17 protein-coding genes are annotated in these 15887 nt (G+C 60.3%); 5 read left to right on the top strand and 12 right to left on the bottom strand.

The genetic code is table 11. The features are described from left to right. Window positions 1-6: 6 nt before the first annotated feature. Genes Q4577_RS00185 through Q4577_RS00195 form a run of 3 tightly spaced genes read right to left on the bottom strand, consistent with a single transcriptional unit; the run spans window position 7 to window position 1688 of the window. Window positions 7-345 carry a tRNA-binding protein gene (locus Q4577_RS00185; protein ID WP_303467366.1) on the bottom strand — a complete coding sequence of 113 codons (339 nt, stop codon included), beginning with the start codon at window positions 343-345 and terminating at the stop codon, window positions 7-9. Then, window positions 338-1153 carry a pyrroline-5-carboxylate reductase gene (proC, locus tag Q4577_RS00190; RefSeq protein ID WP_303467364.1) on the bottom strand — a complete coding sequence of 272 codons (816 nt, stop codon included), beginning with the start codon at window positions 1151-1153 and terminating at the stop codon, window positions 338-340. The genes Q4577_RS00185 and proC overlap by 8 nt, the downstream gene beginning before the upstream one ends. Window positions 1154-1187: 34 nt before the next feature. Beyond that, on the bottom strand, window positions 1188-1688 hold the full coding sequence (locus tag Q4577_RS00195; protein ID WP_244685584.1) for a YbjN domain-containing protein: 501 nt from the start codon (window positions 1686-1688) through the stop codon (window positions 1188-1190). Between the two features lie 361 nt (window positions 1689-2049). On the opposite strand from Q4577_RS00195, the gene Q4577_RS00200 reads away from it, so the two are divergent. Together Q4577_RS00200 and Q4577_RS00205 are read left to right on the top strand one after the other, a co-directional pair. Continuing rightward, window positions 2050-3021 (top strand): DNA cytosine methyltransferase, encoded by a 972-nt coding sequence (locus Q4577_RS00200; protein ID WP_303467361.1) that lies wholly within the window; start codon window positions 2050-2052, stop codon window positions 3019-3021. Next, window positions 3014-3871: an NgoMIV family type II restriction endonuclease gene (locus Q4577_RS00205; RefSeq protein ID WP_303467358.1), complete on the top strand. Its 858-nt coding sequence runs from the start codon at window positions 3014-3016 to the stop codon at window positions 3869-3871. The genes Q4577_RS00200 and Q4577_RS00205 overlap by 8 nt, the downstream gene beginning before the upstream one ends. Before the next feature lie 169 nt (window positions 3872-4040). Here Q4577_RS00205 and Q4577_RS00210 read toward each other — a convergent pair whose 3' ends face one another. The 9 genes from Q4577_RS00210 to Q4577_RS00250 all read right to left on the bottom strand — a co-directional run bounded on the left by Q4577_RS00210 (window position 4041) and on the right by Q4577_RS00250 (window position 12982). Then, window positions 4041-5174: a substrate-binding domain-containing protein gene (locus Q4577_RS00210; protein WP_303467357.1), complete on the bottom strand. Its 1134-nt coding sequence runs from the start codon at window positions 5172-5174 to the stop codon at window positions 4041-4043. Then, a complete protein-coding gene (locus tag Q4577_RS00215) occupies window positions 5110-6744 on the bottom strand; it encodes a dihydroxyacetone kinase subunit DhaK (RefSeq protein WP_303467355.1) in 1635 nt (544 codons plus the stop codon). Before Q4577_RS00215 ends, Q4577_RS00210 begins: the two co-directional genes overlap by 65 nt. A gap of 11 nt (window positions 6745-6755) precedes the next feature. Continuing rightward, on the bottom strand, window positions 6756-7748 hold the full coding sequence (locus Q4577_RS00220; RefSeq protein ID WP_303467352.1) for an ABC transporter ATP-binding protein: 993 nt from the start codon (window positions 7746-7748) through the stop codon (window positions 6756-6758). Beyond that, window positions 7741-8838, bottom strand: coding sequence for an ABC transporter ATP-binding protein (locus tag Q4577_RS00225; protein WP_303467350.1), 1098 nt, complete (start codon window positions 8836-8838; stop codon window positions 7741-7743). The genes Q4577_RS00220 and Q4577_RS00225 overlap by 8 nt, the downstream gene beginning before the upstream one ends. Before the next feature lie 12 nt (window positions 8839-8850). After that, the gene (locus Q4577_RS00230) at window positions 8851-9039 is read right to left on the bottom strand and encodes a hypothetical protein (RefSeq protein ID WP_244685598.1); all 189 of its coding nucleotides are present in this window, start codon (window positions 9037-9039) and stop codon (window positions 8851-8853) included. Beyond that, window positions 9036-9974, bottom strand: coding sequence for a carbohydrate ABC transporter permease (locus Q4577_RS00235; protein ID WP_244685601.1), 939 nt, complete (start codon window positions 9972-9974; stop codon window positions 9036-9038). The genes Q4577_RS00230 and Q4577_RS00235 overlap by 4 nt, the downstream gene beginning before the upstream one ends. A gap of 121 nt (window positions 9975-10095) precedes the next feature. Beyond that, window positions 10096-11043 carry a carbohydrate ABC transporter permease gene (locus Q4577_RS00240; RefSeq protein WP_303467344.1) on the bottom strand — a complete coding sequence of 316 codons (948 nt, stop codon included), beginning with the start codon at window positions 11041-11043 and terminating at the stop codon, window positions 10096-10098. A gap of 78 nt (window positions 11044-11121) precedes the next feature. Beyond that, window positions 11122-12441 carry an ABC transporter substrate-binding protein gene (locus Q4577_RS00245; RefSeq protein ID WP_244685605.1) on the bottom strand — a complete coding sequence of 440 codons (1320 nt, stop codon included), beginning with the start codon at window positions 12439-12441 and terminating at the stop codon, window positions 11122-11124. Between the two features lie 295 nt (window positions 12442-12736). Then, window positions 12737-12982, bottom strand: coding sequence for an accessory factor UbiK family protein (locus tag Q4577_RS00250; RefSeq protein WP_244685607.1), 246 nt, complete (start codon window positions 12980-12982; stop codon window positions 12737-12739). A gap of 104 nt (window positions 12983-13086) precedes the next feature. Between Q4577_RS00250 and lgt the strand changes: the two genes are divergently transcribed. The 3 genes from lgt to pgeF are packed head-to-tail and all read left to right on the top strand — an operon-like array spanning window position 13087 to window position 15799. Beyond that, window positions 13087-13986 carry a prolipoprotein diacylglyceryl transferase gene (gene lgt / locus Q4577_RS00255; protein ID WP_303467341.1) on the top strand — a complete coding sequence of 300 codons (900 nt, stop codon included), beginning with the start codon at window positions 13087-13089 and terminating at the stop codon, window positions 13984-13986. Then, window positions 13983-15044, top strand: coding sequence for a class I SAM-dependent methyltransferase (locus tag Q4577_RS00260; protein WP_303467339.1), 1062 nt, complete (start codon window positions 13983-13985; stop codon window positions 15042-15044). The genes lgt and Q4577_RS00260 overlap by 4 nt, the downstream gene beginning before the upstream one ends. After that, entirely contained in the window at window positions 15041-15799 is a 759-nt protein-coding gene (gene pgeF / locus Q4577_RS00265; RefSeq protein WP_303467337.1) for a peptidoglycan editing factor PgeF, read from the top strand. The genes Q4577_RS00260 and pgeF overlap by 4 nt, the downstream gene beginning before the upstream one ends. Window positions 15800-15887 lie beyond the last annotated feature (88 nt).

The raw sequence follows: 15887 nt of genomic DNA on the forward strand, positions 1-15887 counted from the left end.
AATTGTTCAGTGCATCCGCTGACCGTTGGCGATCGTCTGATCCGGGGCCAGCAGGACGATGCCGCCCGCGTCATCCGACACACCCAGCGTCAGCACTTCGGACATGAAGGGCCCAATCTGGCGCGGTGGGAAATTGACCACAGCCATGACCTGCCGCCCGACCAGCGTGTCCGGGGTGTAATGCGCAGTGATCTGGGCCGAGGTCTTTTTCTCGCCAATCTCGGGGCCGAAGTCGATCCAGAGTTTGATGGCCGGTTTGTGGGCCTCGGGAAACGGTTCCGCGCGCAGGATTGTGCCCGCGCGAATGTCGACTTTGAGGAAGTCGTCAAAGCTGATCTCAGCCATTGCTCAGTTCCTTTGATCTGTCAGTTGCGGCCTTGACCGCACGTTTCAAAAGGGCCGGGAACCCGGTTTCCTCGTCCATCAGCACTTCTAGCGCGGCCTGGGTTGTGCCATTGGGCGAGGTGACGTTGACGCGCAATTGTGTCGGGCTGTCGTCGGCCTCTTCCGCCAGCACGCCGGCGCCGCCCACGGTGGCGCGCGCCAGCTTTAGCGCCAAATCCGCCGGCAGGCCCTGTGCCGCGCCCGCCGCTGCGAGGGTTTCGATCAGGTGAAAGACATAGGCCGGGCCGGAACCCGAGACCCCGGTGACCGCATCCATCTGGTCTTCGTTGTCCAGGCGCACGGTCTGGCCGACCGCCTGTAACAGCCCTTCGGCCAAGGCCATCTGATCCGGGTTGACCCGTGTGTTGCCAATCAAGGCGGTGATGCCGCGACCGACCGCAGCGGGTGTGTTGGGCATGGCGCGGATGATCGGACAGCTGTCGCCCAGAACGGCCTCGTAACTTGCAAGAGTGACACCGGCGGCCACCGAGACAAACAGGGTTTCGCCCCCGGCCATAGCGCGCAGCGCAGGCAGGGCATCACCCATCATCTGGGGTTTCACGGCGATCAGGGCAATGGCGGGGGCGGCGGGCAGGTCGGCGTTGATGTTCACGCCCTGCGCTTGCAGCCATTCCGACGGGAAGGGGTCGATCACATGAACCGACGTGGGCGGCAGGCCATCGGCCAGCCAGCCCTGCAACATTGCTGATCCCATCTTGCCACAGCCAAGCAGCACAAGACCGCGTTCGGCCAGATCATTGGACATCATCGCCCCCTCCTGTTTTCACATTCGGGGGTGAGTGTTACGCGCGGCCGTAGGCCTCTGCAATGGCAACCTGAAGCGCCTCTTTCGGGCTGCGATCGCCCCAGACAACCAGTTGCAGCGCCGGGTAGTAGCGTTCGGCGCTCATCACGGCGGCATTGATCATTGTGTCGATCTGATCGGGGCTGGCAACCTGACCGCCGGCCAGCACGAGGCCGTAGCGATAGATCATCAATTGGCTTTCGCCCCACCAGGTAAAGGCCCCGGCCCAGCATTGATCGTTGATCGCGTTCAACGCTTCGCACAATTGCGGCGTCTTTTCCTCTGGCGGTTCCATCTCGAAGCTGCAAATCAGGCGCAGCGTTTCGTCATAGGCCGACCAGGCCAGGGTAATGGAATATGTGCGCCACTGACCTTCGACCGCCATGGCGATCTGGTCATCGTGGATACGGTCAAAATCCCAATCATGATGCTCGGCGATATGTTCGACGATGTCGATCGGGTGGAGGTCGTCCTCCAGGAACTGCTCGGAAAGTGCCATGCGCCACCTCTTTTTTGTATAGCGAACGGGGGTGGCAGCGCCCCAAGCGCTAGGTGCCTGCTCTAGGGGCTGTGGACAGTTCCCCGACCCCTACCTGATATGGTGAGGTGTCGTGCTAAGCATGTAAAGCAATATTTGTGTGACCCCGCCAATAAGTTGTGGATGAATTGAATTCAGGCACAACAGACAGGCAGCGATCCAGAAGCCCATTGCCATTTCGCCGCTATAGACCTGTTGCACCGCCATGCGTCAAGAACAATGTGCGAACAAAATTTGCAAAACCCCAGATATTGGGTCTATCTTCTGACGGTCCCCACGGGTAGTTTGTCAGAACGCGGGAAAAGACGAACACGGGGCGATCATGCGGGCAAAACTGACTTCTGTAGAGCTATGTGCCGGGGCCGGCGGCCAGGCGCTTGGGCTGGAGAAAAGCGGCTTTTCGCATGAGGCGCTGGTCGAGATTGAAAACCATTGCCGCAATACGCTGCGGCTCAACCGTCCACAGTGGAATGTGGTGGAAGGTGATCAGGCCGATCTGAACCATTTTGATGGCCGTCCCTATGCGGGGATTGATCTTTTGGCTGGCGGTCTGCCCTGTCCGCCGTTTTCCGTTGCAGGAAAACAGCTGGGCGATGCGGATGAACGCAACCTGTTCCCGCATGCGCTGCGGGTTGTGGATGAAATCCGCCCCAAGGCGATCATGATCGAGAATGTGCGCGGTTTTCTGGATGCGGTGTTTGCCGATTATCGCCAGCATCTGAAACGGCAATTGTCGAAACTGGGCTATGAAACCGATTGGCATCTGTTCAACGCGTCGGATTTTGGCGTGCCGCAATTGCGGCCGCGGGTGGTGATTGTCGCCATTCGCAAGGATCTGGCCGAGAATTTCACCTGGCCGGTGTCGCTTGAAACCTCGCCCAGGACGGTTGGGCAAACGCTGTTTGATCTGATGGGCGAACGCGGCTGGCGCGGCGCGGCCAAATGGCGCGACGGCGCGGATGAGATTGCGCCGACAGTTGTTGGCGGATCGAAGAAACATGGCGGTCCCGATCTTGGGCCGACACGCGCGAAACGGGCCTGGGCGACGCTGGGTGTGGATGGCATGGGGATTGCCAATGAAGCACCGGACCGGGATTTTGTCGGAATGCCGCGGCTGACCGTTCGCATGGTGGCGCGGTTGCAGGGATTCCCGGATGAATGGGCGTTTTCGGGCAAAAAGACCCCGGCCTACCGTCAGATTGGCAATGCCTTTCCGCCGCCGGTGGCCGCCGCTGTATCGGCCCGGATTTCCGAGGCGATCACCACCCGCAAATCGGTGCAGGTTGTTGCCTGACACGTCTGCGGTGGCGTGGCTGACAAAGGCCCGGCGCGAATTCCATGCCAGCATTTTGAATTCAATTCTGACCCTGAGTGACAAGGGTGTGCCCAGCAATGCCGACAAGGGCAGCCGCCCAAGTGTCGAGATAGCCAGCGCCATTGTGGCGAAAATGGGCGTTGCCCGCACTGCGCCGAAACTGCCCGGTCAGACATCGGGTGCGGATTTCGAAGAGATATGCGCCGGGTTTATCGGCCTGTGCCTGGACCGGCTGGGCCATTTGCGGCCCGGGCGGTTTTCGGTGACCAAGGGCGGCGCGATTGCCCAGTTCGATCAATATGCGCATCTTGATGAGCTGGAGGCGATTTCGAAATCCAATCGTGAAATTGCGACGGCGCTGGGGTCGGATTACCTGATCAAACCGGACATAGTGGTGGCCCGTCAGCCGGAAAGTGATGCGCGGATCAATGCCCGCGAATGTCTGGTTGATGCGGATGCGGCCCGGTTGAGCGCCCTGCGCGCGGTCAATCAGCCGATGCCGATCCTGCATGCGTCTTTGTCGTGTAAATGGACCCTGCGCAGCGACCGCGCCCAGAATGCCCGGTCAGAGGGGCTGAACCTTGTGCGCAATCGCAAGGGGCGGCTGCCGCATATTGCGGTGATCACCGGTGAGCCGACGCCGGGGCGCATCGCCTCGCTGGCGCTGGGCACGGGCGATATCGACTGTGTCTATCATTTTGCCTTGTATGAATTGCGCGCGGCCCTGGTGGATCAGGGGCGCGATGATACGCTGGAGCTGTTGGACACGATGATCGCTGGCAAGCGGCTGCGTGATATTTCCGACTTGCCTTTGGATCTTGTGACCTAGCCGGTTTCGCCACGCCTTTGCGTGTCGACAGGTTGGGGGGCCAGCCCCCCAAACCCCCCGGGATATTTCCGGTCAGATGAAGGGCGCGACCGAGAGAGATTTGATCGTTCGGGGTGGTCGATCAGATTTCTTGTGCGTCAGGTTGCGTTTGGTTCAGGTTGCCTGTGGCTCAGGTTGCGTTTGGCTCGGGGGGCATGTTTTCTTTCATGTAGATGTCGATCCGAATGCGTTCCTGCGCCGGGTTATGTGGGACGTTGTCGACCTTAGCGCGCAGGACGCGGACGCAGGACCGCACCAGATGGCCGCAATCCTGAGAGATCAGCGCGTCGAAGGTGCCCTGGTTCAAGGCTTGTCGTGTGAGTGGGGTCAGCTCATGTGCGATGACCACCAGATCCTTTGGCGCGGCGGTTTCGGACAGAAACTGGATCAGCCCGGCGTTGCCCGCGGCAGAGGAATAGATGCCGCGCAGGTCGGGATAGGCGTTGAACACTTCCGGCAGGAGTTTGTAGATCAGATCCGGGTCGTCGCGGCCTTCGACCGAGGCGAGGACCTGAAGTTCGGGGAATTGTGCGGCAGCGACCATGTCGAACCCCTGGCGGCGTTCGAGGTGGTCGCGGGCGAGGCGGGATCCGGTGATCACGAGAACCTTGCCCGGGCGGCGCAGGAACCGGCCCAGAAGCTGAGCGGCGGTGCGCCCGGCCGAGATATTGTCGATGCCGACAAAATGGTCGCGTCGCGAGGATGGCAGGTCAGAGACCAGCGCAACCACGGCGATCCCCTTGTCGCGGGCGCGGTTGACCGCATCGCGGACCGAAGGCGTTTCCGGGCTGAACAGCGCGACACCGTCAATGGTGCCCGGGTCCAGCCCGTCAAGGATGGCGACAATGTCCAGTGGATCAAAGGGTTTGGCGGAAATGGTGGAAAGCCGGGTCCGCTCATTTGCCAGTTTGTCCGCCTGGTCAGCGATTTGGTTGTGCAGGGCCTGCACAAATTCATTTGACGTGTCGGGCAGGATGAACAGGATGTTGTAGACCCGCTGACGCGCCAGATTGGCGGCTGCGGTGTCGCGCACATAGCCCAATTCCGCGATGGCGGCGCGGACCTTCTTGATGGTGATGGCGCGCACGCCGGGGCGTTCATTGAGCACGCGGTCGACGGTCGCCAGGCTGACGCCGGCGACACGGGCAATGTCGTTGACCGTCGGTTTTCCGACCAGTTTCAGTCCCGGCTTGGTCAGTTTAACTCTCCATCTCGCGGGCCAGGCCTTCGAACAACAGGGCCACGGCTTCGGCGCCGGGGTCATTGTGACCTTTGAGGTTTTCCTCGGGGACATAGGCGGCGCGGCCGGCCTTGGCGCGGTGGATGGCTGCGGTGCTGTCTGCGCCTTGACGGGCGGCGGCCGCGGCGGCGGCGATGCCATTTGGCAGAGCGGCGAGCGCGGGATGCAGCGCATCGACCATGGTGCGGTCGCCGACCTGCGCACCGCCGACCTGGCTGACACGGTCCAGCCCCTCGATCAGGGCGCGTGGCACCGGGGCGCCATTGGCACAGGCGTCCCCCGCCGCATTGAAATAGATCGCGAGGATCACACCGGAAGAGCCGCCCATGGTTTGGCTCAGCTCATTTCCCAGTGCGGGGAAAAGCTGGGTCAGATCGGCCAGCGGCAGGCGATCCAGCCGCGATTTCAGGGCGTGGGCCGCGGTGGCCAGGGTGCTGCCGGTGTCACCATCGCCGGATTTGGCGTCCAATGCGTTCAGCGCGCTTTCGGCAGAAATCAACAGATCGGCGACGCTTTCGATGGTGCGGCGCGTGGTGGCGTTGGCAGATGGGATCGGCTCGATCGGGGTCAGGCCGTCAGGCAGGGGGGTGATCGCCACCGGTTGCATCGGTTGCATCCCGGGCCAGGCGGCCAGATTGACCGGCACAGCAAGTGCCGCCAATTCATCGTCCGAAGCGGCCAGCACAGAGACGGAAAAGCCATGCATGTCGAGCGAGGTCATCATCGGGGCAGGGCCAATCACATGGCTGGCAAGACCGGATTGCGCCAGCGCATGGGTCAGCACCGACATTTCCAGCGGCGTGGTCGCGCCGAGGTTGTTGATCAGTGCAACATTGTTTGCAGAGCCGGTGTTGGGATCTGTGCCGCTCTGTAACTTGGCCACCACGGTGTCCATCGCAACCTTGGCAGAGGTGAAATCCACCTGTTCAACGCCGGGTTCGCCGTGAATCCCCAACCCCAATTCGGCCTTGCCCGCGCCAATGCGGTTTTCCTTGGGCGATCCCGGCACGGTGCAGGTGTCGAGGCTCATCCCGATGCTGGCGACGCGGGCGATCACGCCGCGCGCTGCGGCTTCGACCGCGTCGAGATCGGCGCCTTGTTCGGCCAGCGCGCCGGCGATTTTGTGCACGAACAGGGTTCCGGCCACGCCGCGCGGTTGTGGCAGGTCGGGCAGGGCGATGTCATCATCCACCACCACCATGGCCACCTTGCGGCCAAGGGCACGGGCACGTTCCGCCGCGAGCCCGAAGTTCAATCGGTCGCCGGTGTAATTCTTGACGATCAACAGGCAGCCGGCCTCGCCCGTGACGGCCAGAATGCCGGCCAGCACTGCCTCGACCGAGGGTGAGGCAAAAACCTCGCCGCAGACGGCGGCGGTCAGCATCGAAGGTCCGACAAATCCGGCATGGGCCGGTTCGTGTCCCGACCCGCCGCCGGAAATCAGCGCGACGCGCGATTTATCCCAATCGGTGCGATAGACCACCTTGATATGCGGATAGCCGTCAAGGCGCGACAACGTCCCGCCGGACGCTGCCAGCAGGCCGTCTATCGCCTCGGTCACGAGGTTTTCCTTGGCGTTGATGAATTGTGCCATAATCGTCCTCCCTATAGGGCGCGGGCGCCGGATGCATCGAAATAAAGCGGATTGACCGGGCTGATTTTGATGGTGTCGTCCGGGGTGTAGCTGGCATGGGGATCGGCCAGGGTGGTGACCGCATGCCCCTGAAGTTCCAGATGCAGGCGGGTTTGATCGCCCAAGTGTTCGGCGCGGATCACCCGTGCCTCGGCGCCGTCGCCCTGTTGGATGTTTTCCGGGCGCAAGCCGATTTGCGGCCCCTTGTGGTTGCCTGCAAACAGCGTGGAGGGCAGAATATTGATCCGCGGCAGGCCAAGGCGGCTGGCGACATAGACGCTTGTCGGGTTGGAATAGATCTCACGCGGGGTGCCGTATTGCACCAAGCGCCCCGCCTCCAGCACGCCGATATGGCTGGCCATGGTCATGGCTTCGATCTGGTCATGGGTGACATAAAGCAGGGTCGAGCGCAGTTCGGCATGAATGCGTTTGAGTTCGATCCGCAGGTCAGAGCGCAATTTCGCATCCAGCGACGACAGCGGTTCATCCATCAGGTAAATCGACGGCGACCGCACCAAGGCGCGCCCAATCGACACCCGCTGCATTTCCCCGCCTGACAATTCGGTGGCCTTGTTGTCCAGCTTGTGCGGAATTTGCAGCACTTCGGCGATTTTGGCGACCTTGCGGGTGATCTCGTCTTCTGGTGTGTTCAGGATCGGCGAGCGCAGTGGAAAGGCGAGGTTGTCGCGCACGCTGAGATGCGGGTAAAGCGAATATTGCTGGAACACCATTGCCACGTCGCGCTGGGCGGGGGGATCGTTTTTGACATTGCGCCCGGCGATCTGGATTGATCCCCTGTCCAGCGTTTCCAACCCGGAAATCAGCCGCAGCGTGGTGGTTTTGCCGGCACCGGTTGGCCCCAGCATGACGACAAAGGCCCCGTCGGGGATATGCATCGAGATATTGTCGACCGCGCGGGTCTGGCCGAAACTCTTGGTGATTGCATCTAGGATGACCTCAGCCATGGATCTGGCTCCCGTCGTTCAGGGCCGAACGCAGCGCGTGGCCGGATGTTTGATCAAAGATGGTGACGGTTTCGGATTTGAAACTTAGCCCAACGGTTTCATCCACCTTGGCCGGGTGCGCGGCGCTGACCCGTGCCTTGACCTGACCGTTGGCGGTGTCGAGCGTGATGATCTGGGTGGTGCCAAGGTATTCCGTCGCCAGAATGCGCCCCCGATAGGCCGCCGCGTCGTCCAATTGGATATGTTCGGGGCGCACACCAAAGACCAATTGCCCGGCACCGCCCTGCCGCAATGCGGGGATTGCGGTCTGGGTGCCGTTCAGATCGACCTGCGATGCGCCGGGGGCCAGGCTGGCCTCGAAGGGCAAGAAGTTCATGGGCGGCGAGCCGATGAAATCGGCAACAAACATGGTGGCGGGTTTGTCGTAGATTTCCTGCGGCGTGCCGAATTGTTCAACCACCGCATTGTTCATCACCACAATCTTGTCGCCCATCTGCATCGCCTCCAGCTGATCATGGGTGACATAGACCGTGGTGGCGCCCATCCGGTCATGCAGGGCGCGCAATTCCTCGGCCATGTGTTCGCGGAATTCGGCATCCAGCGCGCCCAATGGTTCGTCCATCATGAAGGCCTTGGGTTCGCGCACGATGGCGCGGCCCAATGCAACGCGCTGGCGGTCACCACCGGACAGCCCCCCCACCGGGCGATCAAGAATATCTTCGATCCCCAGAATATGCGCAACTTCGGCGATCTTGGCTTTGACCTGGGCGCGCGGCATGCCCTGGGACACCAGCGGATAGGACATGTTGCGCCGCACATTCATATGCGGGTAAAGCGCGAACATCTGGAACACAAAGGCGATGTCGCGTTGCGATGGCGGCCTTTGGCTGATCTCTTCGCCATCAAGGAAAATTTCGCCACTTGTCGGCAATTCCAGCCCGGCGATCATCCGCAGCGTCGTGGTCTTGCCACAGCCCGAGGGGCCGAGCAGCATGAAAAATTCGCCATCCTCGATGGTGAAGGAACTTTCCCGAACGGCGTTGAAGTCGCCGAAGGTTTTCTTGAGGTTTTTGATGACAATCTGCGCCATGGGATAGCCTGCCTATTCCGGGAAATGGCTGACGACGATGAACATCACCGTGCCAATCAGCGTGACAAGGAAGGAATAGGTATATCCCCAGAGAACAAAGGGTTGCATCAGCATGAACACCCCCAGCGCGATCAGGATTGTTGCCACCATTTCCCACGGACCACGCCGCAGCTGTAGCAGACCTTGGAAAAAATCGCTCATTTGCGCACCGCTCCGAATGTGATCCCGCGCAACAGATGTTTGCGCAGCAGGATGGTGAAAATCATCACTGGCAGAAGAAAGATTGTCGCCCCGGCCGCAACAGCAGGCCAATCGAGACCGCCAACGCCGATAATGGTCGGAATGAACGGCGGCGCGGTCTGGGCCGTGGCCGAGGTGAGAAGCACCGCAAAGGCATATTCGTTCCAGGCAAAGATCAGACAGAAGATCGCGGTCGAGGCGATGCCGGTGGCGGCCTGCGGCAGCACAACCTTGTAGAACGCCTGAAACCTTGTGTAGCCGTCGATCAGCGCCGCTTCTTCGTATTCGCGCGGGATTTCGTCGATGAACCCTTTGAGCAGCCAAACCGCGAGCGAGATATTGACCGCCGTATAGAGCAGGATCATGCCCAGATGCGTGTCCGACAGCCCCAGATTGCGATACATCAGAAAGATCGGGATCGCGACCGCAATCGGCGGCATCATCCGGGTCGACAGGATAAAGAACAAAAGGTCATCGGCCAGCGGGATCTTGAACCGGCTAAAGGCATAGGCCGCCAATGTGCCGAGGAAAATCGACAGGAATGTCGAGCCAAAGCCGATGATCACCGAATTCATGAACCGCTCGCCAAACTTCGACTGGCCGACAATGACCATGTCATATTTGCGGACAATCTCATCCGCCCAGTTCTGGGGCGGATTGGCGTTCAGAAATTCCTCGGTTTGACGGGTGCGGGTGGTGAAAAGGTTGACGTAGCCCTCCAGCGTGGGTTCGAACACCACTTTCGGCGGATAGGAAATCGCATCAGCCGGGGATTTGAAACCGGTGATCATGATCCAGACCAGCGGGATCATCGTGACCAGCGCATAGATCACAACCATTGTGCCGGCGAACCATTTCTGCCGCGAAGAGGGGGCGGTGACGGTGTAGCTGCTCATGTCGGTGTCCTCATGCCTGGCCCGGTCCCGGACGTGTTCCGGGACCTCCCTGCAAAGCGTGATGTATCGTTTGATATGAGGTCCCGGATCAGGTCCGGGACGGCGACGCGGCTCTGGAAGGTCATCGTTCTTTCACCTTGTTCAGCGCCTTGACGTAGATCGAGGCCAACCCAAACACCGTGACAAACAGGATGATCGCATAGGCCGAGGCATAGCCGGTGCGCCACTTTTCGAATGCTTCGCGTTTGAGGTTTATCGAGGTCAGTTCGGTGGTGGACCCCGGCCCGCCGCCGGTCAGCTGCACCACCAGATCGAACATTTTGAAATTCTCGATCCCACGGAACAGCACCGCCAGCATCAGGAAGGGCAGCACCATCGGAATGGTGATGGTAAAGAACTGCCGTAGTTTTGAGGCCCGGTCGATTTCAGCGGCCTCGTAGATGTAATCCGGGATCGACCGCAGGCCGGCCAGACAGATCAGCATGACAAAGGGTGTCCACATCCAGGTGTCGACAATCACGATCGACCAAGGCGCCAGATTGACCTGTCCCAGCATTTCAAAGCTCGACGGATCCTTGCCGGTGAAAAACGACACGATGTAATTGAACAGCCCGATTTGTGGCTGGTAGAGGAATTTCCAGAAATTCCCGACCACCGCGGGCGACAGCATCATCGGCAGCACGATCACTGTGGTCCAGAAGGGCGAGCCGCGAAAATTCTTGTTGATCAGATAGGCCAGCGTGAAACCGATCAGCACCTGCAGAACTATGGTCCAGATCAGGAAATGCGCCGTTGCCTGCATGTTCAGCCAGATGTCTGAATCGGTCAGGATGCGCTCGTAATTGCGCAGGCCAATCCACTCTGTCTCGCGGTTGATGCGGTTGGCCCGAAAGTTGGTAAAGCTAAGCCGAATGGTCCAGATCAGCGGAAAAATATTGACCGCCAGCAGCAGGAAAATCGTCGGGCCGACAAAGATCCACGCGATGGCGCGATCCGACAAGCCTTTGATTTTGCGCGCAACTGGGGCGGGCGTTGCCGCAGCAACGCGATCTATCGTACGGTCTGACATGGGAAAACCTGTCTGTTGGACGTGGTATGTCCGTTAAGAGCCGGGGCACGATGGGCGCGCCCCGGCAATGTCAAAAGGTCAGAGCTTGCCTTCGTCTTCGAAGGTTTCGGTCCAATCTTCGATCAGCTTGTCCAATGCTTCCTGCGCCGTGCCCTGATCGGCCACCACGTAATCGTGGACGCGTTTTTGCATCGCCAGCAGCAGCTCGGCATAGGTCGGTTCCTGCCAGAAGTCCTGAACATTCGCCATCGCCTCAAGGAAGTCACCGGCAAAGGGCTGGCTGTCGGCAAAGCCCGGATCGTTCAGCACGGAATTATGCGCGGAATAGCCGCCCAATTCCCACCATTTTGCCTGAACCGTGGGCTGGGCGAACCATTTGACATATTCCAGCGCCGCATCCTGTTTGTCAGAATAGCTGATCACCGAAATACCTTGACCGCCCAATGTCGAGGCCGGGACGTTTTGCGGCGGGTTGACGAAAAAGTCGATCTTGTCGCCGCCGGTGTTGGGATCGGCATAAAGGCCGGGGAAGAAGGCGAACCAGTTCATCGCCATGGCCACCTGACCGGATTTAAAGGCGTCGAGGCTCTCGCCCATGTAGGAATTGGTATAGCCCGGCGGTGTCGCGGTTTCGTAGAATTCCTTATAGAATTCAAGCGCCTCTACCGCTTCTGGGGAGTTTACAGCCCCCGGCATGTCATAGGATCCGGGGGTGTTTTCATATTTGAACCCCCAGGTATAGAGCGCGCCGGTCACGCCCATGGTGATGCCTTCAGAGCCACGTTCGGTAAAGATCGCAGCGCCGTAAACGGTTTTGCCGTCAATTTCGCGGCCCTGGAAAAACTGGGCGATTTCCAGCAGCTCGAGCTGGTTCTTGGGTTCCGCCAATTCGCGGCCCGTCGCCTCAAGGAACGCGGCGCGAATGTCTTCGCGGGCGAACCAATCCTTGCGATAGAACCATGCATTGGCATCGCCCATCGCGGGCAGGGCATAATAGTTTTCGGTCCCCTTGGGCCATGTGGAATAGGCATAGACGGTCGCGGGCGCGAAATCGTCCATCGAAATGCCTTCATCCGCGAAAAAGTCGTTCAATTTGACGTAATGACCGTTTTCAGCCCCGCCGCCGATCCATTGGCTGTCGCCGATCAGCAGATCACATAATTTGCCGCCGGAGTTCAGTTCGTTCAGCATCCGGTCTGCGAAATTTGGCCAGGGCACAAATTCAAAATTCATTGTGTGGCCGGATTCGGTTTCGAACTCTTTGGAAAGTTCTACAAGCGCGTTCGCCGGATCCCAGGCGGCCCAACAAAGTGTAAGGTCTTCGGCCTGAGACGTTGTGGCCGCGCCAGTGACCGCAAGGGCAAGTGCGCTGACCGTCGCCAGTTTCGAATAAGTCATCCAATCCTCCCTGATTAAATGTTCCCACGATCATTTACAGGCGAATCGCGGTGTACACCCAGCGTATTTGAGGTACGCCCCTCAGGTCCAGATATTTTTGAGGTTCGTACCTCAAGCGCGGGCCGAAAACCCGCAAACCGGGCAGGGCGGCGGGGGTTTGCAAGTGCTTTGACGATTGGGGGAGGGCGTGAAAAGACGCAGCTTTTCAACGATTTGCGGGCATCTCAGGGAAATGCGCGCGCCAATTGCGCCGATTTTGACCTTGGGTCAATTAACCGGCGCAATGATAGCGGTATCAGTCGTTTTTGGCTTCCAGCGCGGAAATGCGCGCCTTCAAAGCCTCGTTCTCTTCGCGGGCTTTTTGTGCCATGGCACGCACCGCATCGAACTCGTCCCGCGTGACGAAATCACGGTCCGCCAACCAGCGGTCCATCATGCCCTTCATCGCGGTTTCGGCTTCGGTTTTGGCACCTTGGGCCACGCCCATGGCATTGGTCATCAACTGCGAAATATCGTCGAATACCTTGTTTCGGCTTTGCATGGGGTCACTCCGTTACATTCGCTCTCTATATGGCAATCGAAATGTGAAGCGACAAGGGCAGAGCCAAGGTTGACCTTGTCGAAAACCAGAGGCACAGAGCGCTTATGCAGGCTATGATCCCCTTTCCCCCGCTATCGCCAGAGCTGATTTCATTCACCTTGTTCGGCATGACCTTTGCGCTGCGCTGGTATGCGCTGGCCTATATCGCCGGAATTTTGCTGGCCTGGTGGATTGCCCTGCGCGCGGTCAAACGGCCGCAGCTTTGGGCCGACAACACCGCGCCAATGCGCCCCGATCAAATCGAGGATCTGCTGACCTGGGTGATCCTTGGGGTGATTCTGGGCGGGCGGATGGGATTCGTTCTGTTCTATCAACCCGGATATTATCTGACGCATCCGATCGAGATTCTGATGATCTGGCAGGGTGGTATGGCGTTTCATGGCGGGTTGCTGGGGGTTGTGCTGGCGGCTTGGATCTGGAGCGCACGCAATGGCGTGGCCAAACTTCCGCTGGCGGATGTGATGGCGCTGGCCACCCCGCCGGGGCTGTTGTTCGGGCGGTTGGCAAATTTCGTCAACGCAGAGCTGTGGGGCCGTGCGACAGAAATGCCCTGGGGCGTGGCGTTTCCCGGGGAACTGGCGCAATCCTGTGGTCAACCCGCAGGCCAGCTTTGTGCCCGCCACCCCAGTCAGCTTTATGAAGCCGGGCTGGAGGGGCTGATCCTTGGCGGGGTGCTGTTGTGGCTGGCCTTCCTGCGCGGCTGGTTGAAATCACCGGGGCGGATTGCGGCGATGTTCTTTGCCGGATATGGCGCGGCGCGGTTTTTCGTCGAATTCTTTCGCCAACCGGATGCCCAGTTTCAAGGGCCGGGAAACCCGCTGGGGCTGGCCTGGCATCTTAACGGATATGGCCTGACCATGGGGCAGATTCTGTCTTTGCCGATGATCGTGATCGGCCTGTGGCTGGTGCTGCGCAAACGGCCCGGGACACCCGATCCGGCATGACGGCGTTAAAACATATTCTGCGGGAACGGATTGCCGCCGAGGGGCCAATTTCGCTGGCCGATTACATGGGCACCTGCCTGCTGCATCCCGAATATGGGGTTTATACGGCACGTGATCCGCTGGGGGCGGCGGGGGATTTCACCACTGCGCCGGAAATCAGCCAGATGTTTGGCGAATTGATCGGCCTGTCCCTGGCGCAAAGCTGGATGGACCAGGGCGCTCCTGGGCGTTTCACGCTGGCCGAACTGGGGCCGGGGCGCGGGACGTTGATGTCTGATATTCTGCGGGCTGTGCGCCGGGTGCCGGGGTTTCTGGATGCGGCAGAGGTTGTTCTGGTCGAAGCCTCACCCACCCTGCGCGCGCGCCAGAAAGAGGCGCTGTCGGGGTATGAGGTCACTTGGGCCGATTACGCCGAAGATCTGCCGCAGGCCCCGCTCTGGCTGGTGGCGAATGAGTTTTTCGATGCCCTGCCAGTGCGTCAGTTTCAGCGCAGCGGTACCGCCTGGTGCGAGCGACGTGTCGGGGCGAAAGGCGATGATTTGATCCTCGGCCTGGCCGGGGCGGCCCCGGTGCCCGCCCTGGCGCATCGGCTTGAGGATACCCGCGACGGGGACATCGTGGAAATTGCGCCGGCGCTGCCGGGGGTGATGTCCGCCATCGGCCAGCGCATTGCCGATCATGGCGGCGCGGCGCTGATTGTCGATTACGGTGATTGGCGTTCGCTGGGGGATACGGTGCAGGCGTTGGAGAAACACGCGCGTGTTGATCTGCTCGACCGGCCCGGTCAGGCCGATCTGACGGCGCATGTCGATTTCGAGGCGATTGCCGGCGCTGTCCGCTGTGCCCACAGTCGGCTGACCACCCAGGGTGTGTTTCTGGAACGGCTGGGGATCACCCAACGTGCACAACAATTGGCGCATCATCTGGCCGGGGCCGATCTGGAAACCCACATTGCCGCACATCGGCGGTTGACGCATCCCGAAGAAATGGGGACGCTCTTCAAAGTGCTGGGGCTGATGCAGGATGGGGCCCCGCCGATACCCGGATTGGACATATGACCCTCGAAATTCTGACGTCGGACCTTTTGGGACCTTTGCAGCACGGGTTTTTTACTCGTCGGGGGGGCGCGTCTTCGGGGATATTTCGCGGGCTGAACTGTGGGTTGGGGTCGTCAGATCAATCGGAAATCGTGGCGATCAACCGGTCGCGTGTGGCCGCGGCGTTGCAGGTTGATCCATCAGAGTTGAACACGCTGCATCAGGTGCATTCTGCAACGGCGATCACGGTGACCGCGCCGATCAGTGGCGCGCCGCCCAAGGCCGATGCCCTGGTCACGGATCAACCGGGCATTGCCCTCGCGGTGCTGAGCGCCGATTGCCAACCGGTGCTGTTTGCCGATGCCGACGCCGGGGTGATCGGGGCCGCCCATGCGGGATGGCGTGGCGCCATTGATGGCGTGCTGGAGGCGACGCTTGACGCGATGACGGCGCTGGGCGCAAACCGCGCCAAGACATGTGCCGTCATTGGTCCGTCCATCTCGCAGCGCGCCTATGAGGTTGGGCCCGAATTCATCGAAGATTTCATTGCCGACGATCCTGACAACACCCGGTTCTTTGCGCAGGGCAACGGGGATCGGTATATGTTTGACCTGCCGTCCTTTGGTCTGTCGCGGTTGCGTCGCGCGGGCGTGGGACAGGCCGCATGGATCAATCATTGCACCTATCATGACCCGGATCGGTTCTATTCCTATCGCCGGTCGGTGCATGCGGGCGAGGCCGATTACGGCCGCTTGATCTCTGCAATCCGGCTTTGAAGCGATTTTGCCGATAATTCGGCGGTGACGATAACGTGAAACCGCCAATCTGGGGGGAATAGGCGTGTTTGCATTGCCTGTTCATCAT

Origin of the sequence: Marinovum sp. 2_MG-2023, assembly GCF_030548265.1 — a bacterium.
Lineage (GTDB): Bacteria > Pseudomonadota > Alphaproteobacteria > Rhodobacterales > Rhodobacteraceae > Marinovum.

Excerpts from the sequence above, each read along its gene's own strand:
- Q4577_RS00230 (WP_244685598.1), bottom strand. The coding sequence starts at position 9,039 with ATGAGCGATTTTTTCCAAGGTCTGCTACAGCTGCGGCGTGGTCCGTGG.
- Q4577_RS00220 (WP_303467352.1), bottom strand. The coding sequence starts at position 7,748 with ATGGCTGAGGTCATCCTAGATGCAATCACCAAGAGTTTCGGCCAGACC.
- lgt (WP_303467341.1), top strand. The coding sequence starts at position 13,087 with ATGCAGGCTATGATCCCCTTTCCCCCGCTATCGCCAGAGCTGATTTCA.
- Q4577_RS00250 (WP_244685607.1), bottom strand. The coding sequence starts at position 12,982 with ATGCAAAGCCGAAACAAGGTATTCGACGATATTTCGCAGTTGATGACC.
- Q4577_RS00210 (WP_303467357.1), bottom strand. The coding sequence starts at position 5,174 with ATGACCCCGGCGCCGAAGCCGTGGCCCTGTTGTTCGAAGGCCTGGCCC.
- Q4577_RS00245 (WP_244685605.1), bottom strand. The coding sequence starts at position 12,441 with ATGACTTATTCGAAACTGGCGACGGTCAGCGCACTTGCCCTTGCGGTC.
- Q4577_RS00200 (WP_303467361.1), top strand. The coding sequence starts at position 2,050 with ATGCGGGCAAAACTGACTTCTGTAGAGCTATGTGCCGGGGCCGGCGGC.
- Q4577_RS00240 (WP_303467344.1), bottom strand. The coding sequence starts at position 11,043 with ATGTCAGACCGTACGATAGATCGCGTTGCTGCGGCAACGCCCGCCCCA.
- pgeF (WP_303467337.1), top strand. The coding sequence starts at position 15,041 with ATGACCCTCGAAATTCTGACGTCGGACCTTTTGGGACCTTTGCAGCAC.
- Q4577_RS00225 (WP_303467350.1), bottom strand. The coding sequence starts at position 8,838 with ATGGCGCAGATTGTCATCAAAAACCTCAAGAAAACCTTCGGCGACTTC.
- Q4577_RS00185 (WP_303467366.1), bottom strand. The coding sequence starts at position 345 with ATGGCTGAGATCAGCTTTGACGACTTCCTCAAAGTCGACATTCGCGCG.
- Q4577_RS00215 (WP_303467355.1), bottom strand. The coding sequence starts at position 6,744 with ATGGCACAATTCATCAACGCCAAGGAAAACCTCGTGACCGAGGCGATA.
- Q4577_RS00195 (WP_244685584.1), bottom strand. The coding sequence starts at position 1,688 with ATGGCACTTTCCGAGCAGTTCCTGGAGGACGACCTCCACCCGATCGAC.
- proC (WP_303467364.1), bottom strand. The coding sequence starts at position 1,153 with ATGATGTCCAATGATCTGGCCGAACGCGGTCTTGTGCTGCTTGGCTGT.
- Q4577_RS00260 (WP_303467339.1), top strand. The coding sequence starts at position 13,983 with ATGACGGCGTTAAAACATATTCTGCGGGAACGGATTGCCGCCGAGGGG.
- Q4577_RS00235 (WP_244685601.1), bottom strand. The coding sequence starts at position 9,974 with ATGAGCAGCTACACCGTCACCGCCCCCTCTTCGCGGCAGAAATGGTTC.